The 25,783-nt window shown below is 72.0% G+C and carries 27 protein-coding genes; 19 read left to right on the top strand and 8 right to left on the bottom strand.

What is annotated here, in order from left to right:
- Positions 1-30: 30 nt before the first annotated feature.
- From ACZ5CZ_RS12450 to ACZ5CZ_RS12440, 3 genes are all read left to right on the top strand, one after another.
- Positions 31-666, top strand: a complete 636-nt coding sequence (locus ACZ5CZ_RS12450; RefSeq protein WP_385845266.1) for a TetR family transcriptional regulator — start codon at positions 31-33, stop codon at positions 664-666.
- 170 nt (positions 667-836) lie between these two features.
- Positions 837-2,054, top strand: a complete 1,218-nt coding sequence (locus ACZ5CZ_RS12445) for an alpha/beta hydrolase (RefSeq protein WP_468941980.1) — start codon at positions 837-839, stop codon at positions 2,052-2,054.
- 66 nt (positions 2,055-2,120) lie between these two features.
- Complete coding sequence (locus ACZ5CZ_RS12440; RefSeq protein ID WP_387054070.1) at positions 2,121-2,963, top strand: DUF4429 domain-containing protein; 843 nt, start codon at positions 2,121-2,123, stop codon at positions 2,961-2,963.
- Here the strand turns inward: ACZ5CZ_RS12440 and ACZ5CZ_RS12435 are convergent, their stop codons facing one another.
- Both ACZ5CZ_RS12435 and ACZ5CZ_RS12430 read right to left on the bottom strand, forming a co-directional pair.
- Positions 2,964-3,980 carry an aldo/keto reductase gene (locus ACZ5CZ_RS12435; RefSeq protein WP_468941976.1) on the bottom strand — a complete coding sequence of 339 codons (1,017 nt, stop codon included), beginning with the start codon at positions 3,978-3,980 and terminating at the stop codon, positions 2,964-2,966.
- On the bottom strand, positions 3,977-4,441 hold the full coding sequence (locus ACZ5CZ_RS12430) for a MerR family transcriptional regulator (protein WP_468941974.1): 465 nt from the start codon (positions 4,439-4,441) through the stop codon (positions 3,977-3,979). Before ACZ5CZ_RS12430 ends, ACZ5CZ_RS12435 begins: the two co-directional genes overlap by 4 nt.
- Before the next feature lie 97 nt (positions 4,442-4,538).
- On the opposite strand from ACZ5CZ_RS12430, the gene ACZ5CZ_RS12425 reads away from it, so the two are divergent.
- Together ACZ5CZ_RS12425 and ACZ5CZ_RS12420 are read left to right on the top strand one after the other, a co-directional pair.
- On the top strand, positions 4,539-5,012 hold the full coding sequence (locus ACZ5CZ_RS12425) for a GNAT family N-acetyltransferase (RefSeq protein ID WP_468941971.1): 474 nt from the start codon (positions 4,539-4,541) through the stop codon (positions 5,010-5,012).
- A 19-nt stretch (positions 5,013-5,031) separates the two neighbouring features.
- Complete coding sequence (locus ACZ5CZ_RS12420; RefSeq protein WP_468941968.1) at positions 5,032-5,856, top strand: serine hydrolase domain-containing protein; 825 nt, start codon at positions 5,032-5,034, stop codon at positions 5,854-5,856.
- Positions 5,857-5,859: 3 nt separating this feature from the next.
- On the opposite strand, the gene ACZ5CZ_RS12415 is transcribed toward ACZ5CZ_RS12420, so the two are convergent.
- Positions 5,860-6,513 (bottom strand): pirin family protein, encoded by a 654-nt coding sequence (locus ACZ5CZ_RS12415; protein ID WP_468942097.1) that lies wholly within the window; start codon positions 6,511-6,513, stop codon positions 5,860-5,862.
- Positions 6,514-6,608: 95 nt separating this feature from the next.
- Between ACZ5CZ_RS12415 and fasR the strand changes: the two genes are divergently transcribed.
- The 5 genes from fasR to fabF all read left to right on the top strand — a co-directional run bounded on the left by fasR (position 6,609) and on the right by fabF (position 11,565).
- Positions 6,609-7,814, top strand: a complete 1,206-nt coding sequence (fasR, locus tag ACZ5CZ_RS12410) for a fatty acid biosynthesis transcriptional regulator FasR (RefSeq protein ID WP_385845276.1) — start codon at positions 6,609-6,611, stop codon at positions 7,812-7,814.
- A gap of 89 nt (positions 7,815-7,903) precedes the next feature.
- Entirely contained in the window at positions 7,904-8,836 is a 933-nt protein-coding gene (locus ACZ5CZ_RS12405) for an ACP S-malonyltransferase (RefSeq protein WP_385845277.1), read from the top strand.
- 10 nt (positions 8,837-8,846) lie between these two features.
- A complete protein-coding gene (locus tag ACZ5CZ_RS12400) occupies positions 8,847-9,878 on the top strand; it encodes a ketoacyl-ACP synthase III (RefSeq protein ID WP_385845279.1) in 1,032 nt (343 codons plus the stop codon).
- 81 nt (positions 9,879-9,959) lie between these two features.
- On the top strand, positions 9,960-10,208 hold the full coding sequence (locus ACZ5CZ_RS12395; RefSeq protein ID WP_385845280.1) for an acyl carrier protein: 249 nt from the start codon (positions 9,960-9,962) through the stop codon (positions 10,206-10,208).
- Between the two features lie 85 nt (positions 10,209-10,293).
- Positions 10,294-11,565: a beta-ketoacyl-ACP synthase II gene (fabF, locus tag ACZ5CZ_RS12390; RefSeq protein ID WP_385845282.1), complete on the top strand. Its 1,272-nt coding sequence runs from the start codon at positions 10,294-10,296 to the stop codon at positions 11,563-11,565.
- 64 nt (positions 11,566-11,629) lie between these two features.
- Here fabF and ACZ5CZ_RS12385 read toward each other — a convergent pair whose 3' ends face one another.
- On the bottom strand, positions 11,630-12,124 hold the full coding sequence (locus ACZ5CZ_RS12385; RefSeq protein WP_385844807.1) for a DUF3145 domain-containing protein: 495 nt from the start codon (positions 12,122-12,124) through the stop codon (positions 11,630-11,632).
- 266 nt (positions 12,125-12,390) lie between these two features.
- Between ACZ5CZ_RS12385 and ACZ5CZ_RS12380 the strand changes: the two genes are divergently transcribed.
- The 3 genes from ACZ5CZ_RS12380 to ACZ5CZ_RS12370 all read left to right on the top strand — a co-directional run bounded on the left by ACZ5CZ_RS12380 (position 12,391) and on the right by ACZ5CZ_RS12370 (position 15,831).
- Positions 12,391-13,269, top strand: coding sequence for an SGNH/GDSL hydrolase family protein (locus tag ACZ5CZ_RS12380; RefSeq protein ID WP_468941961.1), 879 nt, complete (start codon positions 12,391-12,393; stop codon positions 13,267-13,269).
- A 10-nt stretch (positions 13,270-13,279) separates the two neighbouring features.
- Positions 13,280-14,251, top strand: a complete 972-nt coding sequence (locus ACZ5CZ_RS12375) for an aldose epimerase family protein (RefSeq protein WP_468941958.1) — start codon at positions 13,280-13,282, stop codon at positions 14,249-14,251.
- 296 nt (positions 14,252-14,547) lie between these two features.
- Entirely contained in the window at positions 14,548-15,831 is a 1,284-nt protein-coding gene (locus tag ACZ5CZ_RS12370; protein ID WP_468941955.1) for a pyroglutamyl-peptidase I, read from the top strand.
- Here the strand turns inward: ACZ5CZ_RS12370 and ACZ5CZ_RS12365 are convergent.
- Both ACZ5CZ_RS12365 and ACZ5CZ_RS12360 read right to left on the bottom strand, forming a co-directional pair.
- Positions 15,821-16,645 carry an EI24 domain-containing protein gene (locus ACZ5CZ_RS12365; RefSeq protein WP_468941952.1) on the bottom strand — a complete coding sequence of 275 codons (825 nt, stop codon included), beginning with the start codon at positions 16,643-16,645 and terminating at the stop codon, positions 15,821-15,823. The genes ACZ5CZ_RS12370 and ACZ5CZ_RS12365 overlap by 11 nt on opposite strands.
- Before the next feature lie 40 nt (positions 16,646-16,685).
- Complete coding sequence (locus ACZ5CZ_RS12360; protein WP_385844803.1) at positions 16,686-17,120, bottom strand: MarR family winged helix-turn-helix transcriptional regulator; 435 nt, start codon at positions 17,118-17,120, stop codon at positions 16,686-16,688.
- A 90-nt stretch (positions 17,121-17,210) separates the two neighbouring features.
- Here ACZ5CZ_RS12360 and ACZ5CZ_RS12355 point away from each other — a divergent pair, with 90 nt between their 5' ends.
- Positions 17,211-18,245 carry an NADP-dependent oxidoreductase gene (locus ACZ5CZ_RS12355; protein ID WP_385844802.1) on the top strand — a complete coding sequence of 345 codons (1,035 nt, stop codon included), beginning with the start codon at positions 17,211-17,213 and terminating at the stop codon, positions 18,243-18,245.
- A 100-nt stretch (positions 18,246-18,345) separates the two neighbouring features.
- On the top strand, positions 18,346-18,765 hold the full coding sequence (locus tag ACZ5CZ_RS12350; RefSeq protein ID WP_385844801.1) for an organic hydroperoxide resistance protein: 420 nt from the start codon (positions 18,346-18,348) through the stop codon (positions 18,763-18,765).
- 78 nt (positions 18,766-18,843) lie between these two features.
- On the opposite strand, the gene ACZ5CZ_RS12345 is transcribed toward ACZ5CZ_RS12350, so the two are convergent.
- Both ACZ5CZ_RS12345 and ACZ5CZ_RS12340 read right to left on the bottom strand, forming a co-directional pair.
- A complete protein-coding gene (locus ACZ5CZ_RS12345; RefSeq protein ID WP_385844800.1) occupies positions 18,844-19,995 on the bottom strand; it encodes a serine hydrolase domain-containing protein in 1,152 nt (383 codons plus the stop codon).
- A 93-nt stretch (positions 19,996-20,088) separates the two neighbouring features.
- Positions 20,089-21,096, bottom strand: a complete 1,008-nt coding sequence (locus tag ACZ5CZ_RS12340; protein WP_468941945.1) for an SCO2400 family protein — start codon at positions 21,094-21,096, stop codon at positions 20,089-20,091.
- 201 nt (positions 21,097-21,297) lie between these two features.
- Here ACZ5CZ_RS12340 and ACZ5CZ_RS12335 point away from each other — a divergent pair, with 201 nt between their 5' ends.
- The 4 genes from ACZ5CZ_RS12335 to chvE all read left to right on the top strand — a co-directional run bounded on the left by ACZ5CZ_RS12335 (position 21,298) and on the right by chvE (position 25,756).
- On the top strand, positions 21,298-22,455 hold the full coding sequence (locus ACZ5CZ_RS12335; RefSeq protein ID WP_385844798.1) for a mandelate racemase/muconate lactonizing enzyme family protein: 1,158 nt from the start codon (positions 21,298-21,300) through the stop codon (positions 22,453-22,455).
- Positions 22,452-23,456 (top strand): zinc-dependent alcohol dehydrogenase, encoded by a 1,005-nt coding sequence (locus ACZ5CZ_RS12330; protein ID WP_385844797.1) that lies wholly within the window; start codon positions 22,452-22,454, stop codon positions 23,454-23,456. Before ACZ5CZ_RS12335 ends, ACZ5CZ_RS12330 begins: the two co-directional genes overlap by 4 nt.
- 168 nt (positions 23,457-23,624) lie before the next feature.
- On the top strand, positions 23,625-24,590 hold the full coding sequence (locus tag ACZ5CZ_RS12325) for a hypothetical protein (RefSeq protein ID WP_385844796.1): 966 nt from the start codon (positions 23,625-23,627) through the stop codon (positions 24,588-24,590).
- Positions 24,591-24,646: 56 nt separating this feature from the next.
- Complete coding sequence (gene chvE / locus ACZ5CZ_RS12320) at positions 24,647-25,756, top strand: multiple monosaccharide ABC transporter substrate-binding protein (RefSeq protein WP_385844795.1); 1,110 nt, start codon at positions 24,647-24,649, stop codon at positions 25,754-25,756.
- Positions 25,757-25,783: the final 27 nt, after the last annotated feature.

Genomic DNA, 25,783 nt, shown 5'->3' with positions numbered 1-25,783 from the left:
GCCGGACGGACATGCACCGAGGAAGGCCAGATGGAGACCCTGCGCGAGCGAAAGAAGCGGCGGACCCGGGAGGCGCTGCTGCGAGCGGCTCTCGAACTGTTCACCACGCAGGGTTACGAGCGCACCACCGTGGACGAGATCGCCGAGGCCTGCGAGGTCTCCCAGCGGACCTTCTTCCGCTACTTCGCCGGCAAGGAGGACGCGGCCTTCGCGGTGCAGGAGATGGCGGAGGCGCGCTTCGCCGAGGCCGTCCGCGCGCGCCCGCCGCACGAGGCGCCGCTGGAGGCGCTGCGCCAGGCGGTCCTGGAGGGCTGGGACGGGATCCGGGAGACGGTCGAGTCGGCCGTACCGGTGGAGCTGTATCTGCGGATGTACCGCACGATCGACTCGACGCCCGCGCTGCTCGCCGCGCATCTGGCGCGCTCGGCGGCCACCGAGGAGACCATCGCGCGGATCCTGGCCGACCGGGAGGGCGTGGACGTGGACACCGACCCCCGGCCGCGGCTGGCGGTGGCGGTGTTCGGTGCGGTGATGAGGGTCACGGACCGGCAGTGGTGTGCCGGCGACGACTTCAGCCTGGAGTCGATCCGCGCGCTGACCTCGTCCTACCTCGATCAGGTGGGCCCGGCGCTCACCGGGAACTGGCGCGCCCCGCAGGCCGGTTGACGGCCGGTGCGGCGAAGGGGAGATCATCCGCGCGGCGGCCCGGAGATCATCGGCACGGGAATGCCCTGATCATCGGCGCGGTGGGCCTCAACTGTTCGACTCCTGCCGAAACGTGAGACCTGTCACTCGGTTACCCCGAGACCCTCTCGTTCTCCTAGTGTGTCCTCCCAGTGACTTCCTTCGACACCTCCCCGCCCCTCAACGTCTGGCGCGCCCTGCTCGCGCTGGCCGTGGTGTTCGTGATGCTCGCGACCACCGGCTGGACCGCCCTGCACAGCCACCGGAAGCCGTCCGCGCTCCAGGCCTCGCGCACCGCGTGGCAGCACGGCCGGCTGCACGGCGCCCGGCTGCCGGACCCCGAGGCCGGGCCCGCGCCGCTCGCCCGGTTCTTCTCCTCCGTCGACGCCGCGGACCGCGACCGCCTCGCCCACCGCTACCCGCTCGCGGTCGGCAACATGAACGGCGCCCCGGTGGACCTGCGCTACCGCGCCAACCGCATCGCGCTGGAGCAGGCCCGCAGGGCCGAGCAGAAGCGCATGCACGACAGCCGGCTCAGCACGGCCGGGCAGCAGGACGCGGGCCGCCGGATGCACCGCTACGAGTCCCTGCTGGAGCCCGGCCGGCACATCCTCGCCTTCGACCCCGAGGGCTCGGGCCGGATCGCCGAGGTGTTCGGCGACCTCGACCACGCCCAGCGGATCTCGGTCGTCGTCCCCGGCGTCGACACCGACCTGCTCACCTTCCAGAAGACGTACCGCCCCTACAGCGCCCCGGTCGGCATGGCGACGGCGCTGTACGCGGCGGAGCGCGCGGCGAGCCCCGCGACGCGTACGGCCGTGATCGCCTGGGCCGACTACACCGCCCCCGACGGCCTCGGCATGGACGCGGCCACCGGGCGGCGCGCCGCCGAGGGCGCCCTGCGCCTGAACGCCCTGCTGCGCGCCCTGCCCGGCCGCGCCCCGGTGGCGATGTTCTGCCACAGCTACGGCTCGGTGGTGTGCGGGGTGGCCGCCCATGAGATGCCCGGCCGGGTGTCCGACATAGCGGTGGCCGCAAGCCCCGGCATGCGGGTCACCGGCGCCTCCCACCTGGGCACCGAGGCCCGGATCTGGGCCATGCGGGACGCCACCGACTGGATCCAGGACGTGCCGTACCTGGAGCTGGGCGGACTCGGACACGGCGCCGACCCGGTCTCCGCCGGCTTCGGCGCCCGGGTGCTGTCCGCCCGGGACGCCCAGGGACACGCCGGCTACTTCCAGCCCGGCACCGACAGCCTGCGCAACCTCGCCGCGGTGGGGGTGGCCGCGTACCCCGCGCTGAGCTGCGCACAGGACGACGACATGTGCCGGGCCGGGTTGCCCGGCACGACGACCGCCGGACGCGCGTAGAGACAGCAGGAAGTGCGGTCTGCGCGGGTGGCGACGGAGGAGCACGTGCCGCATACGATGAGCCGCATGGGTGACGTACTGGCGGGTTTTCATGCCGTCTGGGAGTTCGAGTCCGACTCCGTGCTCATCCGTTACGAACGGGGGATTCGGACTCCGAAGCTGTTCCAGGCCCTCGGCGAGCGGCGGATCCCGCTCGCCGCGGTCGAGGATGTGACGCTCGCACCGGGCAGACGCGGCACCGTCGTGCTGCGCCTGGTGCCGCGCCCCGGCGCCGATCCGCTGATGGAGGCGGCCGACGGGCAGTTGAAGGAGGGGGCCGATCCGTACCGGCTGGTGCTGCCGGCCGCGCGGGAGACCCTTGCCGAGTCCTACGCCGACGAGCTGAAGGGGCTGCTGACCGGGTCCGGGCCCGCCGACCGCCATCTGGTGGCCGCGCCCGAGGCGCCGCTGCACTTCAAGGCGTACGACGCGAAGGTGTCCTTCGACGGGACGTCCGTGCAGTTCCGGTGGTCGTGGGCGGGCGCGTCCTCGGCGAAGTGGAAGGCCGGCGACCAGAGCTTTCCGGTGACCGGCATCAGCGGGGTGGAGTGGCGGTCGCCGGAGGCGTTGGAGGGCTATCTGCGGCTGCGCACCGCGGGCTCCACCGATCCGGTGCAGCCCGACCAGGACCCGGCCGCGGTGGTCTTCGGCCGGGGCTACGGGCCCGTGCACGAGTCGTTGCCGTTCGCCGCGGCGGTGCTGGCGGCGATCCGCTCGCGCGGGGCGGCGGCAGTCGCCGCCACCACCGCGCGGCCGGACCCGGCGGACATCGCCGAGCGGATCCGGCATCTCGGCGAGCTGCACCGGGCCGGACTGGTCACCGACGAGGAATTCGCCGGCAAGAAGGCCGAGTTGCTGGCCGAGTTGTAGCTACTCCCGGCCCGCGGAGGCGAAGGACATGTCCGGGTAGCGGTCGCCCGCGACCTTGCCCGCGATCGGCTCCAGCCGGGCCAGTTCCTCGTCGGTCAGGACGAGCGAGACGGCCGCCACGTTCTCCTCGACCCTGCCCGGCTTGCGGGTGCCCGGGATGGGGACGACGGGCATGCCCCAGGCCGTGGCGCGCTGCTGGACCCAGGCCAGGGCGACCTGGGCGGGGGTGGCTCCGCGGGCGTCGGCGATGGCGCGCAGCGGGTGCAGCAGGGCGGCGTTGGCGGAGGCGTTGGCCCCGGTGAAGCGGGGCTGCCGGCGGCGGAAGTCGTCGGCCGTGAGGTCCTGTTGGGCGTCGGTGAAGGCGCCGGTCAGGAAGCCGCGGCCGAGCGGGGAGTACGGCACCAGGGTGACGCCCAGCTCGCGGGCGGCCGGCACCACCTTCGCCTCGATGTCCCGGCTGAACAGGGACCACTCGGACTGCACGGCCGCGATCGGGTGCACGGCGTGTGCGGCGCGCAGCTCGCCGGCGGTGACCTCGCTGAGGCCGAGATGCTTGACCTTGCCCTCGCGGACCAGCTCCGCCATCGTGCCGACGGTCTCCTCGATGGGGACGTCCACATCGCGGCGGTGCATGTAGTAGAGGTCGATCACATCGGTGCCGAGCCGCTTCAGGCTGGCCTCGACGGCCTCGCGGATGTACGGCGCGTCGTTGCGGATGATCCGCCGCGTCGGGTCGTCCGGCGGGATGGTCAGGGCGAACTTGGTGGCGATGACCACCTCGTCGCGGTGGTCCCGGAGGAACGGCGCGAGGAAGCGCTCGTTCTCACCGGCGCCGTAGACGTCGGCGGTGTCGTAGAGCGTGACGCCGAGTTCCAGCGCCCGCTCCAGCGTCGCCCGCGCCTGTTCGGTGTCGGTGGGGCCGTATCCGAAGCTCATGCCCATGCAGCCGAGCCCCTGGACGCCCACCTCCGGCCCCTGCGCGCCGAGCCGTGCCGTCGGAATCCTGGCGTCGGTCATCGAGTGGTCCCCTCCGTGGCATAGAAGCTGATCTTGCGGTCGAGTACCGCGAGTGTGTCGTGCAGTTCGGTGATCCGGTTGAGCACGTCCTGGCGGGTCGCCTCCAGCAGCGCCTGCCGCTCCGCATAGGTGCCCTCGCCCTCGCGCACCAGTTCCGCGTACCTGACCATGTCCGCGACCGGCATCCCGGTCAGCCGCAGCTTGGTCACGAAGTCCAGCCAGTCCAGGTCGCGGTTGCGGTAGCGGCGCTGGCCGGTGTGGGAGCGGTCGACGTGCGGCATCAGGCCGATCCGCTCGTACCAGCGCAGGGTGTGCGCGGTGAGGCCGGTGAACTCGGCGACCTCGCTGATCGTGTAGCGGTCCTGGCCGTCGGGCCGGGGGTGGCGCCGTGGCGGGGCGGAGCAGATGTCGGCGTGGGGGGCGCGCTGGGGGGCCGCTGGCGCGGTCTGCATCACCGTCATGGCCCCCACGCTATGACCTTGGAGTGCACTCGAAGCAAGCGGCTCCGGTGAGAAATCCGCAGGACACGATCATCGGTCGTTGATTAGCGTGCGCGCCATGAGTCTCGTACGGCGGGCCCGGCCCGAGGACGCCACGGAAGTGCTGCGGCTGCGGCAGGTGATGATCGACTCGATGTTCGAGGCCGGCGGCGGGCCGACCGGCTGGCACTCCGCGTCCCTTCCGGGTCTGCGAAGCCGACTGGCCGAGCCGGACGGGGAGTTCGCCGCCTTCGTCGTGGACCACCCGGACCGGCCGGCGGCGCTGGCCGCGCTGGCGTGCGGGACGGTGGAGTACCGCATCGGACGCTCCGGGAACCCGCACGGCCGGGTCGGGCACGTGTTCAGCGTCGCGACCGATCCGGACGCGAGGCGGCGCGGGTACGCGCGCGCGTGCATGGAGGAGCTGCTGGAGTGGTTCCGGTCCCAGGAGGTGCGGCAGGTCGATCTGAACGCGTCCGCGCAGGCCGAGCCGCTGTACGCGGCGCTCGGCTTCGTCCGCAAGCCCGACCCCTCGATGCGGCTGGAGCTGTGAGCGGCATAGGCTCGCCGGCATGTCGTTGCAGAGCCTGGCACTGATCGAGAACTGGCCCGTCCCGACCGCGGCGGCGGGCGTCGTACGAGCCGACGGGACCGTCCTCGGGACGTACGGCCCCGAAGCGCACCGCTTCCCGCTGGCCTCGGTGACCAAGCCGCTGGCGGCCTACGCGGTGCTCGTGGCGTACGAGGAGGGCGCGATCGAGCTGGACGAGCCGGCCGGGCCGCCCGGGTCGACCGTCCGCCATCTGCTCGCCCACACCTCCGGGCTGGCCTTCGACGAGCACCGGATGACGGCGCCCCCCGGCGACCGCCGTCTCTACTCCAACGCCGGCTTCGAGCAGCTCGGGGACCATGTCGCCAAGGCGACGGAGATCCCCTTCGCCGAGTATCTGCGCCAGGCCGTGCTGGAGCCGCTGGGCATGACGTCGACGACGCTGGAGGGCTCTCCGGCGAAGGACGGCGTGTCCACGGTCGGGGACCTGCTGCGCTTCGCCGCGGAGGTGCAGGCGCCGCGGCTGCTGGACCCGCGCACGGTCGCCGAGGCGATGAGTGTGCAGTACCCGGGGACGAAGGGGGTGCTGCCGGGCTACGGCCACCAGAACCCCAACGACTGGGGTCTCGGCTTCGAGATCCGCGACGCCAAGTCCCCGCACTGGACGGGCGCTTCCTCCTCGCCGCGCACCTTCGGGCACTTCGGCCAGGCGGGCACGTTCCTGTGGATCGACCCCGCGGCCGGGGTGGCGTGCACCGCGCTGGCCGACCGGCCCTTCGGCCCCTGGGCGGTCGAGGCCTGGCCGGCGTTCACGGACGCGGTGCTGACGGAACTGCGCGGCGCCTGACCGTCAGTCGGCCAGCTCCCACACCAGCAGCTCGGCCCGGGACGCGGCGAGTGCCTCCAGGTTCTCCGCCCGGGTGATCCGGGCCGAGTCGCCGGCGTGCAGGGTCTCCCCCGCCAGCGCCACCTCGCCGCGCACGACATGGACGTACACCTGCGCGGCGTCCGGTACCGCCGTCCGCCCGCCCGGCTCCAGCCGCCGCACGTGCAGCGTCGCGCCCGCGGCCGGGACCGCGTAGGGCGTGGCGTCGGCGATGCCGGGGACGACCCGGTAGGAGGGCTCGCCGCCCGGCTCCCGGGGGCTCAGCCACATCTGGACGAAGGTCAGCGGGCGGTCGGTGTCGTTGCGTTCCACATGGCGGACGCCCGCCGCCGCGCTGAGGTGCTGGACGTCGCCGGGGCGGACCGTCGTCCCGTGGCCCGTGGAGTCGCGGTGGGTCAGCTCGCCCTCGACCACCCAGGTGACGATCTCGGTGTGGCTGTGCGGATGCTCGTCGAAGCCGGCGCCGGGGGCGAGCCGCTCCTCGTTGCAGGCGACGAGCGGGCCGAAGCGCAGGTTGTCGGGGTCGTAGTGCGGGCCGAAGGAGAAGGCGTGCCGGGAGTCGATCCCGGCCTCCGCGTCTCCGCCGCGGTAGCGCTCGGCGGCGCGCCGTACGTCCATCACGCCCCTCACGGTAGCCCCCGGCACGGGCCTCCCCGAGGCCCACCCCGACCCGGCGACGCACGTCCACGTCCGGATAAGGCAGTCTTGTCCCCGTGCCCGAACCCGAATCCCACCGCAGCGACCCTGCCGCACACGCCGTCCACCAGCACTCCGCGACCCTGAAGCGACTGGAGAAGTCCTCCGGGAGTCTCGCCGCGCAGGCCATCGCGCGGATGGACGAGACCCTGCCGTGGTACCGGGCCATGCCCCCGGAGAACCGTTCCTGGATCGGACTGGTGGCCCAGGCGGGCATCGCGGCCTTCACCGAGTGGTTCCGGCACCCGGACGCCCCGCAGGCCATCTCGACCGATGTGTTCGGGACCGCCCCGCGCGAGCTGACCCGGGCCATCACGCTGCGGCAGACCGTGGAGATGGTGCGCACCACCATCGAGGTCATGGAGTCGGCCATCGACGAGGTGGCGGCCCCCGGGGACGAGAACGTGCTGCGTGAGGCGCTGCTCGTGTACGCCCGGGAGATCGCCTTCGCCACCGCCCAGGTGTACGCCCAGGCCGCCGAGGCACGCGGTGCCTGGGACGCGCGGCTGGAGTCCCTGGTCGTCAACGCCGTACTGAGCGGGGAGGCCGACGAGGGGGCCGTCAGCCGGGCCGCCGCGCTCGGCTGGAACTCCCCGGAGCATGTGTGCGTGGTGCTCGGTACGGCGCCCGACGGGGACAGCGAGCTGACCGTCGAGGCCATCCGGCGGGCGGCGCGGCACGCCAAGCTCCAGGTGCTCACGGGGGTCCTCGGGGACCGGCTGGTGGTGATCGCGGGCGGCAGCCCCCATCCGCTCGCCGTCGCCAAGTCGCTGATCGGGCCGTACGCGGCCGGGCCGGTGGTGGCCGGGCCCGTGGTGCCGGACCTGCTGGCCGCGACCCGGTCCGCGCAGGCCGCCGCCGCGGGGCTGAAGGCCTGTTCCGCCTGGCAGGACGCGCCGCGGCCGGTGCTGGCCGACGACCTGCTGCCGGAGCGCGCGATCGCTGGTGATCCCAGCGCCCGCGAGCAGTTGGTGGAGGAGATCTACAGACCTCTGGAGGAGGCCGGTTCCGCTCTCCTGGAGACCCTGAGCGTCTATCTGGAGCAGGCGAGCAGCCTGGAGGGCGCTGCCCGGATGCTCTTCGTTCACCCGAACACCGTGCGCTACCGGCTTCGACGTGTGACTGACGTCACCGGTTGGTCGCCTTCCGATGTACGATCCGCGTTCACGCTGCGGATCGCGCTCATCCTCGGGCGTCTGGCCGATGGCGAACCTCAGTCATAGGGTTTTGTCGGGGGCCCACAAAAGCCCTTCGTGTTCTTCGTCCCTGTCCCCACGGGCGGCCGTGCCCGTCCCCAAGAGAGAGTGTGAGAGTGCTCGTACTCGTCGCTCCCGGCCAGGGCGCCCAGACGCCCGGCTTCCTGACTCCCTGGCTCGAACTGCCCGGTGCCGCTGACCGCGTCGCCGCCTGGTCGGACGCCATCGGCCTGGACCTTGTGCACTACGGCACCCAGGCCGACGCCGACGCCATCCGGGACACCGCGGTGGCCCAGCCGCTGCTGGTCGCCGCCGGGCTGCTGTCCGCCGCGGCACTCGGTGACATCTCCGAGATCGCGCCGGGCGCGGTCGCCGGTCACAGCGTCGGTGAGATCACCGCCGCCGCCTTCGCGGGCGTTCTGGACGACGCGGCCGCGCTGGCCCTGGTCCGCAAGCGGGGTCTGGCCATGGCCGACGCCGCCGCGATCACCGAGACCGGTATGTCGGCGCTGCTCGGCGGCGACCCGGAGACGTCCGTCGCGCACCTGGAGAAGCTGGGCCTGACCCCGGCGAACATCAACGGCGCGGGCCAGATCGTCGCCGCGGGCACGCTGGAGCAGCTGGCCGCGCTGAACGAGGACAAGCCCGAGGGCGTCCGCAAGGTCGTCGCGCTGAAGGTCGCCGGCGCCTTCCACACGCGCCACATGGCGCCCGCCGTGGAGACGCTGGCCAAGGCCGCCGCGCAGCTGTCCCCGGCGGACCCGAAGGTGCCCTACGTCTCCAACAAGGACGGGCGGACCGTCGCGGCCGGCGCCGAGGTGCTGGAGCGGCTGGTCGGCCAGGTCGCCAACCCGGTGCGCTGGGACCTGTGCATGGAGACCTTCAAGGAGCTGGGCGTCACCGCGCTCATCGAGGTGTGCCCGGGCGGCACGCTGACCGGACTGGCCAAGCGTGCGCTGCCCGGCGTGAAGACGCTGGCCCTGAAGACCCCCGACGACCTCGACGCGGCCCGCGAGCTCATCTCCGAGCACGCAGGCACCGGCGCCTAAGGAGCCGTACATGGCGAAGATCAAGCCCAGCAAGGGCGCCCCGTACGCGCGCATCCTCGGTGTCGGCGGCTACCGGCCGACCCGGGTGGTGCCCAACGAGGTGATCCTCGAGACGATCGACTCGTCCGACGAGTGGATCCGCTCGCGCTCCGGCATCGAGACCCGGCACTGGGCGAGCCCCGAGGAGACCGTCGCCGCGATGGCGATCGAGGCCTCCGGCAAGGCGATCGCGGACTCCGGTATCGCCGCGCACCAGATCGGCGCCGTGGTGGTCTCGACCGTCTCGCACTTCAGCCAGACCCCGGCCATCGCCACCGAGATCGCCGACAGGCTCGGCACGGACAAGGCCGCCGCCTTCGACATCTCGGCCGGCTGCGCGGGCTTCGGCTACGGCCTGACGCTCGCCAAGGGCATGGTGGTGGAAGGTTCCGCCGAGTACGTCCTGGTGATCGGCGTGGAGCGGCTGAGCGACCTGACCGACCTGGAGGACCGCGCGACGGCCTTCCTGTTCGGCGACGGGGCCGGCGCGGTCGTCGTCGGCCCCTCCCAGGAGCCCGCGATCGGTCCGACCGTGTGGGGCTCCGAGGGCGACAAGGCCGGCACCATCAAGCAGACCGTCCCCTGGGACCGGTTCCACATCGGTGACGTGTCGGAGCTGCCCCTGGACAGCGCGGGCAACATCAAGTTCCCCGCGATCACGCAGGAGGGCCAGGCGGTGTTCCGCTGGGCCGTGTTCGAGATGGCGAAGGTCGCCCAGCAGGCGCTGGACGCGGCCGGGATCAGCGCGGACGACCTGGACGTCTTCATCCCGCACCAGGCGAATGTGCGGATCATCGACTCGATGGTGAAGACTCTCAAGCTGCCGGAGCATGTCACGGTCGCCCGTGACATCCGCACCACCGGCAACACCTCGGCCGCCTCCATTCCGCTCGCTATGGAGCGGATGCTGGCGACCGGGGAGGCGAAGAGCGGCGACACCGCGCTCGTCATCGGATTCGGGGCGGGTCTCGTGTACGCCGCCACGGTCGTTACCCTCCCTTAGGCACTCCGTGCCGGATCTTGTGGTCCGACTCGGGGACAACTGCCACCAACCGTCTGGATTATCGAAGAAGGAGCGCCCGACATGGCCGCCACTCAGGATGAGATCGTCAAGGGTCTCGCGGAGATTGTGAACGAGATCGCTGGCATCCCGGTTGAGGACGTCCAGCTGGACAAGTCCTTCACCGACGACCTGGACGTCGACTCGCTGTCCATGGTCGAGGTCGTCGTCGCCGCCGAAGAGCGCTTCGACGTCAAGATCCCGGACGAGGACGTCAAGAACCTCAAGACCGTCGGCGACGCTGCCGACTACATCCTCAAGCACCAGGCCTGAGTCACCTCTTAGGCAGTCAGGCTGCTGGCCCCGCCACCCGGCGGTGGCGCCGTCGAATCCCGTATCCGTTGGAGAAAGAATTCCCGTGAGCCCGACCAATCGCACCGTGGTCGTCACCGGTATCGGCGCAACCACACCGCTGGGTGGCGACGCAGCCTCGACATGGGAGGGCCTGATCGCCGGCAAGTCCGGCGTCAAGCCTCTGGAAGAAGACTGGGCGGCCGACCAGGCCGTCAAGATCGCGGCCCGGGTCGCCGTGGAGCCGACCGAGGTCATCCCCCGCCCGCAGGCCCGCAAGCTGGACCGCTCGGCGCAGTTCGCGCTGATCGCGGCTCAGGAGGCCTGGAAGGACGCGGGCTTCACCGGCAAGGCCGGTGAGGACGGAAGCGTCGACCCGGACCGGCTGGGCACCGTCATCGCCTCCGGCATCGGCGGTGTGACCACGCTCCTCGACCAGTACGACGTGCTGAAGGAGAAGGGCGTCCGCCGCGTCTCCCCGCACACCGTCCCCATGCTCATGCCGAACGGCCCCTCGGCCAACGTGGGCCTGCTCGTGGGCGCCCGCGCGGGTGTGCACACGCCGGTCTCCGCGTGCGCGTCGGGTGCCGAGGCCATCGGCTACGCCATCGAGATGATCCGCACCGGCCGGGCCGACGTCGTCGTCGCCGGTGGTACGGAGGCGGCCATCCACCCGCTGCCGATCGCCGCGTTCGGCAACATGATGGCGATGTCCAAGAACAACGACGACCCGCAGGGCGCCTCGCGTCCCTACGACACCGCCCGCGACGGCTTCGTCCTCGGCGAGGGCGCCGGTGTGCTGGTCCTGGAGTCCGCCGAGCACGCGGCCAAGCGCGGGGCGCGGGTCTACGCGGAGGCGGTCGGCCAGGGCATCTCCGCCGACAGCCACGACATCGTGCAGCCGGAGCCCGAGGGCCGCGGCATCTCCGCCGCGCTCCAGCACCTGCTGGACAACACCGACCTGGACCCGGCCGAGATCGTGCACGTCAACGCGCACGCCACCTCGACGCCGGCCGGTGACGTCGCCGAGCTGAAGGCGCTGCGGAAGGTGTTCGGGGACGACGCCGACCACATGGCCGTGTCCGCGACCAAGTCGATGACCGGTCACCTGCTGGGCGGCGCGGGCGGTATCGAGTCCGTCGCGACCGTGCTGGCGCTGTACCACCGGCTGGCGCCGCCGACGATCAACGTCGACAACCTCGACCCCGAGGCCGAGGCCAACGCGGACGTCGTCCGCGGTGAGGCGCGCAAGCTTCCCGTCGAGGGGCGCATCGCCGCGCTGAACGACTCCTTCGGGTTCGGCGGTCACAACGTGGTGCTGGCGTTCCGTTCCGTGTGACGTCGCGTCAGCCGAAAGCGGCCCGGTCTCCGTGGGGAGACCGGGCCGCTCGCTGTTCGGGGGGTCACACCACCTGGTGCAGCCAGCGCACCGGCGCGCCCTCTCCGGCGTACCGGAAGGGCTCCAGTTCGTCGTCCCAGGGCTTGCCGAGGAGCTTGGCGATCTCCGCCTCCAGGTCCGTCTCGCCCCGCTGGCTGCGCAGCAGGGCGGCGCGCAGCCGGTCCTCGGGGATGAGGATGTCTCCGTGGATGCCGGTGACGGCGTGGAAGATGCCGAGGTCGGGGGTGCAGCTGTAGCGCTCGCCCTCGGCGGTGGGGCAGGGCTCGGCGGTGACCTCGAAGCGGAGCAGGTGCCAGCCGCGCAGGGCCGACGCGAGCTTGGAGGCGGTACCGGCCTGGCCCTGCCAGGAGAACTCCGAGCGCCAGGTGCCGGGGGCCGCGGGCTGCCGGATCCAGTCGAGGTTGACGCGGGTGCCGAGCACCCCCGCGACCGCCCACTCGACGTGCGGGCACAGCGCGCGCGGCGCGGAGTGCACGTACAGAACTCCACGTGTCGTCACCGGAACCTCCGGGCAGAGCGGGACATCTTGCGGACTGGCTGGCGGCAGTGGCACGACGGCCGCGTTGATGGCGAGGCTACCCTGCGGCGGCGCAAGGAGTGTGACGTACCGTCGGTCCCGGTGCCAGGAAACCTCTGCCATTCACCCAGGGGGACGCTTGTACGGGTGCGGACCGTTCCAGGGGGCCCGGCCGGGAACCCGCACGCGTTGTTATGGGGGGAAGCACCGGGAATGCACCGGATCCGACGACGAGGGGATCACCAGGGATGCGGAAGGGAAGCAGCCGTGCGCGGGCCGCTCTCGCCGTCGTGGCGGCCGCCGTGCTGGGGGTCGCCGGGTGCGATGCCGGGGGCGGGAGCGCGCCGGGGCCGGAGGTGACCAAGGCGCGTGCCGAGCCTCCGCGGTGGGACCGCAGCCCCGCGTCGATCGCCGCGGTCGGTGACTCCATCACCCGCGGCTTCGACGCGTGCACGGTGCTGTCGGACTGCCCGGAGGTGTCCTGGGCGACGGGCAGTGACGCGAAGGTGGACAGCCTGGCGGTGCGGCTGCTCGGGGTGACCGGGGCGGCGGAGCGCAGCTGGAACTACGCGGTGACCGGTGCCCGGATGGCCGACCTGCCGACGCAGATGGCCCAGGCGGCGGCCCGGGCCCCGGAGTTGGTGACGGTGATGGTGGGCGCGAACGACGCCTGCCGTGCGTCGGCGGCGGCGATGACCCCGGTGGCCGACTTCCGCGCGGACTTCGAGAAGGCGCTGCGCACCCTGCGCGCGGCGCGGCCGAGGGCACAGGTGTACGTGGCGAGCGTGCCGAACCTGAAGCGGCTGTGGTCCGAGGGCCGCACCAGTGCGCTGGGCAGGCAGGTGTGGCGGCTCGGCATCTGCCCGTCGATGCTGTCGGACGCGGACGACCTGGGCAGCGTGGCCACCGCGCGCCGGGACCGGGTGCAGCAGCGGGTGGTGGCGTACAACAAGGTGCTGAAGGAGGTGTGCGCCGCGGACCTGCGCTGCCGCTTCGACGACAACCAGGTGTTCGACTACGACTTCGGCACCGGCCAGCTCAGCCAGTGGGACTGGTTCCATCCCAGCAGGGACGGGCAGGCGCGGCTGGCCGAGATCGCCTACCGCACGATCACGGCCGTCACCTAGGGTTTCCCACATGAGTGAACTTTTCGGCACACTTTCCGACGGCACCCCCGTGCACCGCTGGACGCTGGAGCGCGGCGGAGTGCGGGTGCGGGTGTTGTCGTACGGCGGGATCGTGCAGTCGGTGGAGGTCCCGGACCGGGACGGGCAGACCACCGACGTGGTGCTGGGCTTCCCGGACCTGGACGGCTATCTGAGTCACCCGGGACCGTACCTCGGCGCGCTGGTGGGGCGGTACGCCAACCGCATCGGGGGCGCCCGCTTCCCGCTCGACGGCCGCACCTACGCCCTGGCGCCGAACGACGCCCCGAACTCGCTGCACGGCGGTGAGCGCGGGTTCGACAAGCGGGTGTGGGAGGTGACGCCGGTTCGGCACGGCGTCCGGCTGAGCCGGGTCAGCCCGGACGGCGAGGAGGGCTTCCCCGGCCGGCTGGAGGTGACGGCGACGTACACGCTCGACGCGTCGGGCGCGCTGCACCTGGCCTACGAGGCGGTCACGGACGCGCCGACCGTCGTCAACCTCACCCATCACGGCTACTGGAACCTGGCCGGCTCGGGCCTTGCCGGCGGGCACGAACTGCGGCTGGACGCGTCCCGGTTCACCCCGGTGGACGCCGGGCTGATCCCGACCGGGGCGTTCGAGGACGTCACCGGGTCCCGCTTCGACTTCCGCAAACCCCGTGAGATCGGTGCGGGCTACGACCACAACTTCGTCCTGGACAAGGGCGTCACCGGCACCCCGCAGGAGGTCGCGGAGCTGCACGACCCCGGCTCCGGCCTCACCCTGACCGTGGCGACGACCGAGCCCGGCCTCCAGCTCTACACCGCCGACCACCTCCCGGACCCGTTCGTCCCCTGCGCGGGCGTGGCCCTGGAGACCCAGCACTTCCCGGACTCCCCCAACCGCCCGGAGTTCCCGAGCACGGTGCTGCGCGAGGGGGAGGTCTACCGCTCGGAGACGGTGTACGGCTTCGGGGTGCGCTGAGCCGGACCCCGCCGGCCGGACACGAAGGCACGAGCCCCGGCCCAGGGGTCAGGTCCCGGGCCGGGGCTGCTCGTGGGGGACTTGTCCCGGATCAGACGTTAATCGGCGCGGTCGGCCCGCGGTCCGCGATCGGGCATCCGGCGGGGATCTCGTACGAACCCTTCACATACGCCCACGACTTCGCCTCCTCGTCGGGCCGGCGCCGGCAGGCACCATGGCGTGGGCCACTTCGGGCACGCGATACTTCCGCCGTCCACCGCACCACGCGCCGCACAGCGACGGAAGGACCGACTCCCGTGCCTGCTCTGCCGTTCCAGCGCTTACGTCTCGGTGTTCTCGGCCTGGGCCTGGGGCTGGCCCTGACGGCCGGGCTGTCCGCCCCGGCCGCGGGCGCCTGCGCCGCGCCCGCCGCCCCCTCCCCCACCGTCGAGGAACAGCGGCTCGACCGGGCGGTCCCGCAGGAGATCCTCCGGCGGTCCGGATTCGACACGGTGGCGGAGGAGTTCGCCGGCGAGCTGGGGCGGGCCCGCTCGTACACCGAGGCCCGCCGCGTCGTCGTCCGCGCGGGGTCCGCGCTGTGGCGGCGGGCCGTGGCGCGGGCGCAGGGGCGGGGGCCCGCGGGCGGGGACCTGGACCGCGCCGACGACCGGCCGCTGTACTGGGCGCGGCTGGGCATGACCCGTGCGCTGCGCCTCTGGGAGCCGGACTTCGGGCTCGACGGCGGCCGGCGGGCGGCACTGCTCGACCGGCTGGAGCGCAGCTCGCGGGGGCAGGACGACATCCGGTATCCCGGCGACCCACGGCTCAGGCGGGTGCTGCTGACCGGCTTCGACCCCTTCACCCTGGACCGGGACATCCGTATCTCCAACCCGTCCGGGGCGGCCGCGCTGGCGCTGGACGGCACGGTGATCGAGACGGCGGACGGCCCGGCACGGGTCGAGACGGCTCTCTTCCCGGTGCGCTGGCAGGACTTCACGGACGGCACGGTGGAGCGGACGCTGCGGCCGTATCTGCCGCGGGTCGACCTGTTCACCACCGTGAGTCAGGGCCGGGTCGGCCGGTTCGACATCGAGCGCACCAACGGGGCCTGGCGGGGCGGCTTCCCGGACAACGACGGCATCGGCCGCACGGAGACCGTCCCGGTCGCCGGCCCGGCCGGCCAGCCGCAGTGGACGACGACCACCCTGCCGTACCGGGCGATCACGTCCGCGCCCACCGGACGGTTCCCGGTGTACGACCACACGGAGGTGACCGAGATCCCGGCCGGTGGCACGGAGCCCGTCGTACGGCCGGACGGCCCGACGCCCGGGTCCACGGCCCGTGCCGGGGGCGGCGGGGACTACCTCTCCAACGAGATCGCCTACCGGGCCACCCTGCTGCGCGACCGGCTGGGCCTGCACGGCACGCTGCCCGGCGGCCATGTGCACACGCCGGTCCTCCAGTTCGGGGCGGGCAACACCGACCCGGCGAACGGGGCGGTCACCGACCCGGAGTTCGAGCGCAACCGGGCGGACATCGTCGCGCAGGTGCGGTCGGTCGTGCGGGTGGCGGTGGAGGCGGCGCCCCCGGTCAGGCGGTGACCTGCGCGGCCTGGGGGTCCTGGGGGTCCTCGTGGTCGCCGGGGCGCTCCTCGGGGCCGTCCTCGGCGTTCTCCTCGCCGAGCAGGTCGCGGGCGAGCAGGGTGGCGCCCGCGACCGCGCCCGGCATCAGGAACACCGCGACGAACGGGACCAGGAAGGCCAGGCCGAGCGGGGTGCCGAAGCCCCAGACCAGCGCCTTGCGGGAGCGGAGCAGGGCGAGCCGGGCGCGCAGCTCCACGCCGCGGCGCTGGAGGGCGACGGCGGTCAGCTCCTCGGTGAGGAAGAAGCCGGTGACGAAGAATCCGGCCACGGGTACGACGGTCTGCCCGACGAAGGGCAGCAGGCCGAGGGCGAAGAGCAGCACGCCCCACAGCCCGGCCCGGACGAGGATGCGCAGGCTGTCACGGCCCGAGATCCACAGCTCCCGCCACAGGGGCAGCTCCGAGCGGGGGGCGGTGCCGTCGGGCGAGACGTCGGCGTCGACCCGCTCCGAGAGGGCCTCGTAGAAGGGCTGGCCGACGAGGAGGGTGACGGCGGTGAAGGTGAGGACCGCGAGGAGGAGGGCGAGGGCGAACAGGACGACGGTCAGGAAGCCACGGAAGAGGCCCTGCCAGGGGCTGGACCAGTCGTCGGCGAAGGGGGTGGCCCAGCCGACGGCGTCCTCGCCCCACAGGGCCAGCGCGAGGAGCGCGGCCGCGTACAGCACCAGGGTGATGAGGCCGGGCAGCAGACCGAAGCCGTAGCTCCGCCGGTGCCGGCCCACCCAGCGCTGGCCCTTCCACAGATGGCCGAATCCCGCCCCCAGCTCACGCATACACCCCACCCTACCGACCCGGCTGCGCCGCACCCGCCGGCTAGGCGTGCAGCATGCGGTGGAGCAGGTCGCGCAGTTTCAGGCGTTCCGTTTCCGAGAGGGCGGCCAGGGGTTCTCGGGCGAAGTGGAGTCCGTCCCGCAGTTCCCGGGCCACCCGCCGGCCCTCGTCCGTGGCCGCCGCGAGCTTGACCCGGCGGTCGCCCGGGTCCGGGCGGCGTTCGACCAGGCCGCGCGCCTCCAGGCGGTCCACGATCCCGGTGACGTTCGACGGCTCGCACTTCAGCTTGTGCGCCAGCTTCCGCATGGGCAGCGGCGCCAGCGCCAGCAGGCTGAGCAGCTTCGCCTGGGCGCCGGTCAGCGCATGGGCGGCGGCGGCCTCGTCGTAGTCCGCGTGGTAGCGGGCGACGACCTCGCCGATGAGATCCACGACGTCCAGGGTCACCTGGTCCGGGCGGGGTGTGTGCGGTGCGGGCATGGCTCCAGCCTACCCCTTTACTTGACAAGCTGAAATATTCAGCTGCACAGTTGTTTCAGTTACTGAACTAAATCCGGAAAGGCCCCCGTCATGATCAACCGCGAATGGCACCTGCTCAGCCGTCCCGTCGGCTGGCCGAAGCCCGAGGACTTCGCCCTGGTCGAGACCGAGGTCCCCACCCCCGGTGAGGGCCAGGTCCTCGTCCGGAACAAGTACCTCTCCGTCGACCCGTACATGCGCGGCCGAATGAGTGCCGCGAAGTCGTACGTCGCCCCCTTCGAGCTGGGCGAGGTCATGCAGGGCGGCGCGGTCGGCGAGGTGGTCGCCTCCCGCGCCGAGGGCCTCTCCGTCGGCGACCACGTCCTGCACTTCCTCGGCTGGCGCGAGTACGCCGTCGTCGACGCACAGCAGGCCGTCAAGGTGGGCCCGGCGGCCGTCCCGGCGGTCAAGGTCGACGCCGAGAGCCACGAGGTGCCGCTGTCGACGTACCTGGGCGTGCTCGGCATGACCGGCCTGACCGCCTACGCCGGTCTGCTGCGCACCGCCTCCTTCAAGGAGGGCGACACCGTGTTCGTCTCCGGCGCGGCGGGCGCGGTCGGCAGCCAGGTGGGCCAGATCGCCAAGCTCAAGGGCGCCTCCCGGGTCATCGGCTCGGCCGGCTCCGACGACAAGGTCAAGCTGCTGGTCGAGGAGTACGGCTTCGACGCCGCGTTCAACTACAAGAACGGCTCCGTCGCGGAGCAGCTGCGCGAGGCCGCGCCCGACGGTGTCGACGTCTACTTCGACAACGTCGGCGGGGACCACCTGGAGGCGGCCCTCGGCGCGCTGAACGTGGGCGGCCGGATCGCGATCTGCGGCATGATCTCGATCTACAACAACACCGAGGCGGCCCCCGGCCCGAAGAACCTCGCCCGGCTGATCCAGACCCGCGGCCGCATGGAGGGCTTCCTGGTCAGCGACCACTACGACCTCCAGCCGCAGTTCGTCCAGGAGGTCGGCCCGTGGGTCGCCTCGGGCGCGCTGAAGTACCGCGAGACGGTCGTCGAGGGCATCGAGAACACCCTGGAGGCGTTCCTCGGGGTCCTGCGCGGCGACAACACCGGCAAGATGGTCGTCAAGCTCTAGGCACTTCTTCACGGAGTTTCCGACATGCGGTAGCTTCTTTCCGAAATCCGCCGTCGATCGTGGGCGCGAGTCACGGCGGACCGAGGAGGAAGACAACCGCATGCCCATTCAGCAGTCCGACGTCCTGTACACGGCTGTCGCCACCGCCGAGAACGGCCGCGACGGCCGCGTCGCCACCGACGACGGCAGGCTCGACGTGATCGTGAACCCGCCCAAGGAGATGGGCGGCAACGGTGCCGGCACCAACCCCGAGCAGCTCTTCGCCGCCGGGTACAGCGCCTGCTTCCAGGGCGCGCTCGGTGTCGTCGCCCGCCAGGAGGGCGCCGACGTCTCCGGTTCGACCGTCACCGCGAAGGTCGGCATCGGCAAGAACGACGACGGGTTCGGGATCATCGTGGAGATCTCCGCGAACATCCCGAACGTCGACGCGGCGACGGCCCGGGACCTGATCGAGAAGGCCCACCAGGTGTGCCCCTACTCCAAGGCGACCCGGGGCAACATCAGCGTGACGCTGGTGTGAGGTCAGTCGTTTCCATCGAGGCAGCCGCACCCTTGGACGTGGGGTGCGGCTGCTCTCTTTCCGGCCTCGTGCAGGCCTTCAGAGCGCCAGCGCCGCCCGGTGCAGCGCCGCCACCAGCCCGTTGTTCTCCGGTGCCGCTCCGGGCGTGAGGGACCTGCGCCGGCGGGTGTAGCCGTAGGCCAGGCCGGTGTGCGGGTCGGCGAAGGCCTGGACGCCGCCCGCGCCCTCATGGCCGAAGGTGCCCGCGCCCAGGAACGGGTGAATGGTGTCCGAGGTCGCCTGGAAGCCGAGGGCGTACGCCTTGTGGGCGCGGAGCACCACGTCGTACCCGACGCAGTGGATCTGGGCCACCTCGGCGAGCGCGTCCGGCTTCAGCAGCGGTGAGCGGTCGTCCACCTCGCTGATCGCCGAGGCGTACATCCTCGCGAGGCCGCGCGCGGAGGCGACCCCGCCTCCCGACGCCGGCCCCTGGGCGCGCACCGGACGGGAGTTGATGTAGTCCTCGGGCGAGACCGGGTCCGGCACGTGCCGGTTGCCGGCGATCGCCATCAGGCTGCGCGGGGCGGGCGGCTGGGCCGCCGCGAGCGCCTGCTGCTCCGGGGTGAGGATCATCGACTGCACCGAACGGAAGCGCGGCTCCTCGGACTCCGGCAGGCCCAGATGGAAGTCCGTGCCGTACGGCGCCCGGATCCGCTCCTCGTAGACCTCCTGGAGCGTACGGCCCAGGACCCGGCGGACCACCTCGCCGGTGAGCGCGCCGATCACCAGCCCGTGGTAGCCGAAGGCCTTCCCCGGCCGCCAGAACGGCCGCTGGTCCGCGAGCCGTTCGGCCATCGCCCGGTCGTCGGCCAGCTCGGCGAGAGAGAACCCGGCGTCGGTCCCGATCACTCCGGCCTGATGTGTGATCAGCTCCCGCAGGGTGACCGACTCCTTGCCCTCGCAGCCGAACTCGGGCCAGTAGTAGGTCACTTTGCGGTCCAGCTCCAGCGTGCCGTCCTGCACCAGGAGCGCGACCACGAGATGCGCGGCGCCCTTGGTGGCCGAGAACACGCCGTAGAGCGAGTCCGCCTCCCCGCCCGCCCAGAGGTCCACGACCCGCCGTCCGTGCACATAGGCGCAGACCTGGCCCTCGTAGTCGGCGCGCTCCCCGGCGACGAAGCGGGCGAACTCCTCGCGCACCGCCTCGAACCCCTCGGCGACCGTGCCGTGGACGGTGATGTCCTGCGTCATCCGCTCTCCTCAACTAGGCCGCTGCCCGGCGCTCCTCCACGGCGGACGGTGTCACCGTTGCCCGGGACGGCGCAAGCGGGAAAGCGGGGCGGCTCAGGTGCACCACCACAGGAAGTGGTTGCAGGTCTTGGTGGGCGTGGGCTGCGGAGCGGGGGCGGAGGTCGTCGGGGCGGTGGTCGGGGTGGCCGGAGGTGGGGAGGCCGGCGCGGCGGAGGTCGTCGGGTCGGCGCCGGGGCCGGGGCCGGTGGTGGCCGACTGCACGGCCCGGTCGCTGACGGAGGCGGACGGGGAGGCCGACTCCTTGTCCTTCTTGGCCTTGGCGGCGGACGCGGAGGCGGAGGGGTCGGGAGAGGCCGAGACACGCGTGCCGTCACGGGCCGTCCGGGCGCCGGGCGCGGCCGGGCCGTCCGTGTGGCCCTGGTCCGCGGGGGACGCGGAACCGTCCGCCGCGGTGCCGTCGGGCGAGGAGGGCGCGTCGGGAGCGAAGGGCGAGAACGGGGCGTCGGTGCCGAGCGAGGCGAGGCTGAGGCCGCCGGCCGCCAGCACGAACCCGGCGGCGACCAGCACGGTACGGCGCCGACGGCGCCGGTGCGCGGCGGCCTTGCGGTCCCGCCGGCTGGAGTCGGCCTCGGCGGGGCCCGCCGTGCCGGCCCCGCGCCCCCTGCGCCGCCCGGCCCGCCCGCCGCCGTCCTCTTCGTCCTCTTCGTCCTCTTCGGCCCCTTCGCCCTCGTAGCCGCCGTCGTAGTCGTCCTGGTACTCGTCCTCGCCCCGCTCGGAAGCGGAATCAGGGTCGGGGTCGGGATCGGGGCCCAGATCGGGGCCCGGGCCGGGTTCCGGATCGGGATGAGCGTACGGCTGCGTCGCGTCGTACGGCTGCGTGGCGTCGTACGGCTGCGTCATGCCGTACTGCTGCTGCTCGTACCGCTGCTGCTCGTACTGCTGGGGTGCGCCGTACGCCGGGTACTGCTGCGGGTACTCCTGCGCACCCGCGTACGCGGCCGACACGTCGGCGGGTACGGCGAGTCGGTCGGCCGGTGTGCCGCAGCCCGGGCAGGCCAGGGCGCCGTTGAGGTGCCGTTGGCACGGGTGGCAGTAGTCCATGACGCGGGAAGACTAGAGTCCGCACGGGTCACGTTCCTAGCCGCCCCTGTGAAGGTTTCGTAGGGGAGCGAAAACATTCTCGAAAGGCTTGTCGAAACCGTTACCTGTTCGACCCATTGACACCCCGACCGCACCGTCCTTACTGTCACGCCAGCATTTCGAACGTGTGACGAAATCTCGAACAGCTGAGGGGCAACTGCCGTGCGCATCACCGGAATCAGCACGCACGTGGTCGGCACGCCGTGGCGCAACCTGACCTACGTCCAGGTGCACACCGACGAGGGGATCACGGGAGTCGGCGAGACCCGGATGCTCGGACACACCGACGCGCTGATCGGCTACCTGAAGGAGGCCGAGACCAACCACATTCTCGGATCGGACCCGTTCGCTGTCGAGGACCTGACCCGCCGGATGAAGTACGGCGACTACGGCCGCGCGGGCGAGATCGTGATGTCCGGCATCGCGGTCGTCGAGATGGCCTGCTGGGACATCAAGGGCAAGGCCCTGGGCGTGCCGGTGTGGCAGCTGCTCGGCGGCAAGGTCACGGACAAGGTGAAGGCCTACGCCAACGGCTGGTACACCACCGAGCGGACGCCGGAGGCGTACCACAAGGCCGCCCAGGGGGTCATGGAGCGCGGGTACAAGGCGCTGAAGATCGACCCGTTCGGCACCGGCCACTTCGAACTGGACCACCAGGAGACCGTGTACGCCGTCTCGCTGATCGAGGCGGTCCGGGACGCCATCGGGCCGGACGCCGAGCTGATGCTGGAGATGCACGGCCGCTTCTCCCCCGCCACCGCCGTGCGGCTGGCCAAGGAGATGGCCCCCTTCAAGCCGGCCTGGCTGGAGGAGCCGGTGCCGCCGGAGAACCTGAAGGCGCTGGAGAAGGTCGCCGCCAAGGTGGACATGCCGGTCGCCACCGGCGAGCGGATCCACGACCGGATCGAGTTCCGGGAGCTCTTCGAGAGCCAGGCCGTGGACATCATCCAGCCCGACCTCGGGCACATCGGCGGCATCTGGGAGACCCGGAAGCTCGCCGCGACCGCCGAGACCCACTACATGCTCATCGCGCCGCACAACGTCGGCGGGCCGGTGCTCACCGCCGCCTCGCTCCAGGTCGGCTTCACCTCCCCCAACTTCAAGATCCTGGAGCACTTCAACGACTTCGCCGACGCGGAGATCAAGAAGGTGGTCAAGGGCGCGCCGCAGGTCGTGGACGGCTACTTCCAGCTGTCCGACGCGCCGGGCCTGGGGGTCGAGCTGGACGTGGACGCGGCGGCGGAGTTCCCGCAGCAGCGGGCGCACTTCGACCTGTGGGCCGAGGGCTGGGAGAAGCGCAACCCGAAGGACGGCAAGTGAGTTCGCAGGTCGTCGTCGAGGCGCCGGGCACCCACCGGGTGGAGGCGCACACCCCGCGCGAGCCCGGCGCCGGGGAGGCGCTGGTGGCCGTGCACGCGGTGGGCATCTGCGGCAGCGACCGCGAGGTGTACCAGGGCAACCGGCCCGAGGGGTATGTGCGCTATCCGCTGACGCCCGGCCACGAGTGGTCCGGGACCGTGCGGGCGGTGGGCGCGGGGGTGCCCGAGGCGCTGGTCGGCCGGAAGGTCGTCGGCGAGGGCTTCCGCAACTGCCAGGTCTGCGACCGCTGCCACGCGGGCGAGACCACGCTGTGCACCTCCGGGTACGAGGAGACCGGGTTCACCCAGCCGGGTGCCATGGCCGCCACCCTGACCCTGCCGGCGCGGCTGCTGCACGTCCTGCCGGACGACGCCGACCTCGGCGCCGCCGCCCTGCTGGAGCCGGCCGCCTGTATCGCGGCCGCCGCGCTGAAGGCGGACGCGCAGCCGGGGCAGCGGGTCGCGGTGGTCGGCACCGGGACGCTCGGGATGTTCGCCGTGCAGTTCCTGAAGGCGATCTCGCCGACGGAGCTGCTGGTGGTGGGCACCCGGCGGGACCGGGAGGCGCTGTCCCGGCAGTACGGGGCCACCGGCTTCCGGCTCCGGGACGAGGAGTTGCCCGACGACTTCGACGTGGTCATCGAGACCGCCGGGTCCGCCTCCGCCGCCCGCACCGCCGCCGGGCTGCTCCGGCGCGGCGGACGGCTGGTGCTCACCGGGATCCCGGCGCCGGGCGCGGACGGGCTCGACCCGACCGATCTGGTCGTACGACAGCTGGAGGTGCACACCGTCTTCGGGGCGCCGCCGGACGCCTGGGCGCACGCCGTGCGGGTGTTCGCGGCCGGACTGCTCGACCCGCTGCCGCTGGTCACGCACGAGCTGCCGCTGACCGAGTTCTCGCAGGCCATCGAGCTGGTCGGGGCCGGTGACCCGAAGGTGGGCAAGGTGCTGCTCCGCCCCTAGCCGTACGCCGGTCAGGGTGAGACCTGACGGCGCCCTGACCGGCGTACCTCCATCGCCCCTTCCCCGCCTTTTTCGTACCCAGAGCCGCGAACCCCGTCCGACATATCGAACATCGCGCACGTCGCGTACCCCGCGTACGTCTCGAACGCCTCACCCGAAGGACACCTTGTGACCGACGCTTCCGCCCCGGCAGCCCGCAGGCCCGGCGAGCAGGTGCTCGCCGCACTCGGCCTGGGCGCGCCCGCCCTCGACCCCGCCGACGCCTCCGCCCACAGCTTCCCGGGCGGCGGCCGCTGGCGCACCGAGATTCCCTCGTGCGAGGGTCCCGAGGCGCTGGCGGTCGTGCTGAAGGAAGCCTCCCGGCTCGATGTGCCGATCCACCGGATCAGCCAGGGCAGCGGCGTGTGGATGCTCACCGACGCCGAGATCACCGAGATGGTGGACGCGACCCGGGAACGCGACATCGAGCTGTGCCTGTTCACCGGCCCGCGCGGCACCTGGGACATCGGCGGCTCGGTGCGGTCCGACTCGCGGGGGGCCGGACTGCGCGCCCGGGGCCACGACGCCGTCGCCGGCTGCCTGGAGGACGCCGTCCGCGCCACCGAGCTGGGCGTCAAGTGCCTGCTCGTCGCCGACGAGGGTGTGCTGTGGGCGCTGCACCAGGCGCGGCAGCGGGGCATCATCCCGGCCGACACCACCCTGAAGGTCTCGGCGCTGATCGGCCCGGTCAACCCGGCCTCGTACGCCGTGTACGAGCGGCTCGGCGGCGACTCCATCAACGTGCCCAGCGATCTGACGCTGGACCACCTGACCGAGATCCGCCGGGTGTCCGGCGCTCCGATGGACATGTACATCGAGGCCCCCGACGACCTCGGCGGCTATGTGCGGATGTACGAGGTCGCCGAGCTGATCCGGCGCGGCGCACCGCTCTACCTCAAGTTCGGTCTGTCCAAGGCTCCCGGCATCTACCCGTGGGGCACCCACCTGCGGGACGTGACCCTGGACACCGCCCGGGAGCGGGTGCGGCGCGGCCGCCTCGCCCTGGACCTGCTCGCCCGGCACGGCGCGGACGGCGACATGGCGCCGCTCGGCTCGCGGCTGCCCGGCACCCTCAACCGCTTCCCGAGCGAATAGCCCGCCGTATCCCGACGGCTGCATCTCAACGACGAGAAGACCAAGGACTGATCACCATGCGCAACCGCAGAGCCGCCATCGCCGCGATAGCCGGAGCCGCCTCGCTCGCCCTGACCCTGACCGCCTGCGGGCAGAGCGGCTCGGGCGGCAGCAAGGAGAAGACCGGTGACGTCAAGGGCGCCACCATCGGCATCGCCATGCCGACGAAGTCCTCCGAGCGGTGGATCAACGACGGCAACGACATGGTCAAGAACCTCCAGGCCAAGGGGTACAAGACCAAGCTGGTCTACGGCGAGGACGACCCGAGCACCCAGGTCTCGCAGATCGAGAACATGATCACGCAGGGCGTCAAGGGCCTGATCGTCGCGGCGATCGACAACAAGTCCCTGAACAACGTGCTCCAGGAGGCCAAGCAGGCCAACATCCCGGTCATCGCCTACGACCGGCTGATCCTCGGCACCAAGAACGTCGACTACTACGCCTCGTTCGACAACGAGAAGGTCGGCACCCTCCAGGGCACCTACATCGTGCACAAGCTCGGCCTGGACAGCGGCAAGAAGGGCCCGTTCAACATCGAGCTGTTCGCCGGTTCGAACGACGACAACAACACCCAGTACTTCTTCGACGGCGCGATGAAGGTGCTCCAGCCCTACATCGACAAGAAGCAGCTGGTGGTCAAGTCCGGCCAGACCAAGCTCAACCAGGTCACCACGCTGCGCTGGGACGGCACCACCGCGCAGAAGCGCATGGAGGACATCCTCACCTCCTCCTACAAGAGCGGCCGGGTCGACGCGGTGCTCTCGCCGTACGACGGCATCTCCATCGGCATCATCTCCGCGCTGAAGTCGGACGGTTACGGCTCCGGCAGCAACCCGCTGCCCGTCATCACCGGCCAGGACGCCGAGCTGGCCTCGGTGAAGTCGATCATCGCGGGCCAGCAGTCGCAGACCGTCTTCAAGGACAGCCGCAAGGAGACCGCGGTCGCGGTGTCCATGGTCGACGACGTGCTGCACGGCAAGAAGCCGCAGGTCAACGACACCAAGACCTACACCAACGGCGCCAAGGTCGTCCCCTCCTACCTGCTCCAGCCGGTGAGCGTGGACAAGACCAACTACGAGGACGTCCTGGTCAAGGGTGGCTACTACACCGACTCCCAGCTCAAGTAACCGGCCCTGACTCCCTACGGATTGAAA

This window comes from Streptomyces sp. NPDC031418, assembly GCF_055581605.1.
Note: the sequence above shows the minus strand (reverse complement) of the source record. Positions and strands in the feature narration are given on the sequence as shown.

Bases quoted from the DNA above. Each gene is read 5' to 3' on its own strand.
- ACZ5CZ_RS12345 (WP_385844800.1), bottom strand. From the start codon at position 19,995: ATGACGCAGGACATCACCGTCCACGGCACGGTCGCCGAGGGGTTCGAG.
- ACZ5CZ_RS12365 (WP_468941952.1), bottom strand. From the start codon at position 16,645: ATGCGTGAGCTGGGGGCGGGATTCGGCCATCTGTGGAAGGGCCAGCGC.
- ACZ5CZ_RS12395 (WP_385845280.1), top strand. From the start codon at position 9,960: ATGGCCGCCACTCAGGATGAGATCGTCAAGGGTCTCGCGGAGATTGTG.
- ACZ5CZ_RS12380 (WP_468941961.1), top strand. From the start codon at position 12,391: ATGCGGAAGGGAAGCAGCCGTGCGCGGGCCGCTCTCGCCGTCGTGGCG.
- ACZ5CZ_RS12340 (WP_468941945.1), bottom strand. From the start codon at position 21,096: ATGGACTACTGCCACCCGTGCCAACGGCACCTCAACGGCGCCCTGGCC.
- chvE (WP_385844795.1), top strand. From the start codon at position 24,647: ATGCGCAACCGCAGAGCCGCCATCGCCGCGATAGCCGGAGCCGCCTCG.
- ACZ5CZ_RS12430 (WP_468941974.1), bottom strand. From the start codon at position 4,441: ATGACGGTGATGCAGACCGCGCCAGCGGCCCCCCAGCGCGCCCCCCAC.
- ACZ5CZ_RS12425 (WP_468941971.1), top strand. From the start codon at position 4,539: ATGAGTCTCGTACGGCGGGCCCGGCCCGAGGACGCCACGGAAGTGCTG.
- ACZ5CZ_RS12350 (WP_385844801.1), top strand. From the start codon at position 18,346: ATGCCCATTCAGCAGTCCGACGTCCTGTACACGGCTGTCGCCACCGCC.
- ACZ5CZ_RS12415 (WP_468942097.1), bottom strand. From the start codon at position 6,513: ATGGACGTACGGCGCGCCGCCGAGCGCTACCGCGGCGGAGACGCGGAG.
- ACZ5CZ_RS12375 (WP_468941958.1), top strand. From the start codon at position 13,280: ATGAGTGAACTTTTCGGCACACTTTCCGACGGCACCCCCGTGCACCGC.
- ACZ5CZ_RS12450 (WP_385845266.1), top strand. From the start codon at position 31: ATGGAGACCCTGCGCGAGCGAAAGAAGCGGCGGACCCGGGAGGCGCTG.
- ACZ5CZ_RS12400 (WP_385845279.1), top strand. From the start codon at position 8,847: ATGGCGAAGATCAAGCCCAGCAAGGGCGCCCCGTACGCGCGCATCCTC.
- ACZ5CZ_RS12440 (WP_387054070.1), top strand. From the start codon at position 2,121: ATGGGTGACGTACTGGCGGGTTTTCATGCCGTCTGGGAGTTCGAGTCC.
- ACZ5CZ_RS12360 (WP_385844803.1), bottom strand. From the start codon at position 17,120: ATGCCCGCACCGCACACACCCCGCCCGGACCAGGTGACCCTGGACGTC.
- ACZ5CZ_RS12435 (WP_468941976.1), bottom strand. From the start codon at position 3,980: ATGACCGACGCCAGGATTCCGACGGCACGGCTCGGCGCGCAGGGGCCG.
- ACZ5CZ_RS12420 (WP_468941968.1), top strand. From the start codon at position 5,032: ATGTCGTTGCAGAGCCTGGCACTGATCGAGAACTGGCCCGTCCCGACC.
- ACZ5CZ_RS12355 (WP_385844802.1), top strand. From the start codon at position 17,211: ATGATCAACCGCGAATGGCACCTGCTCAGCCGTCCCGTCGGCTGGCCG.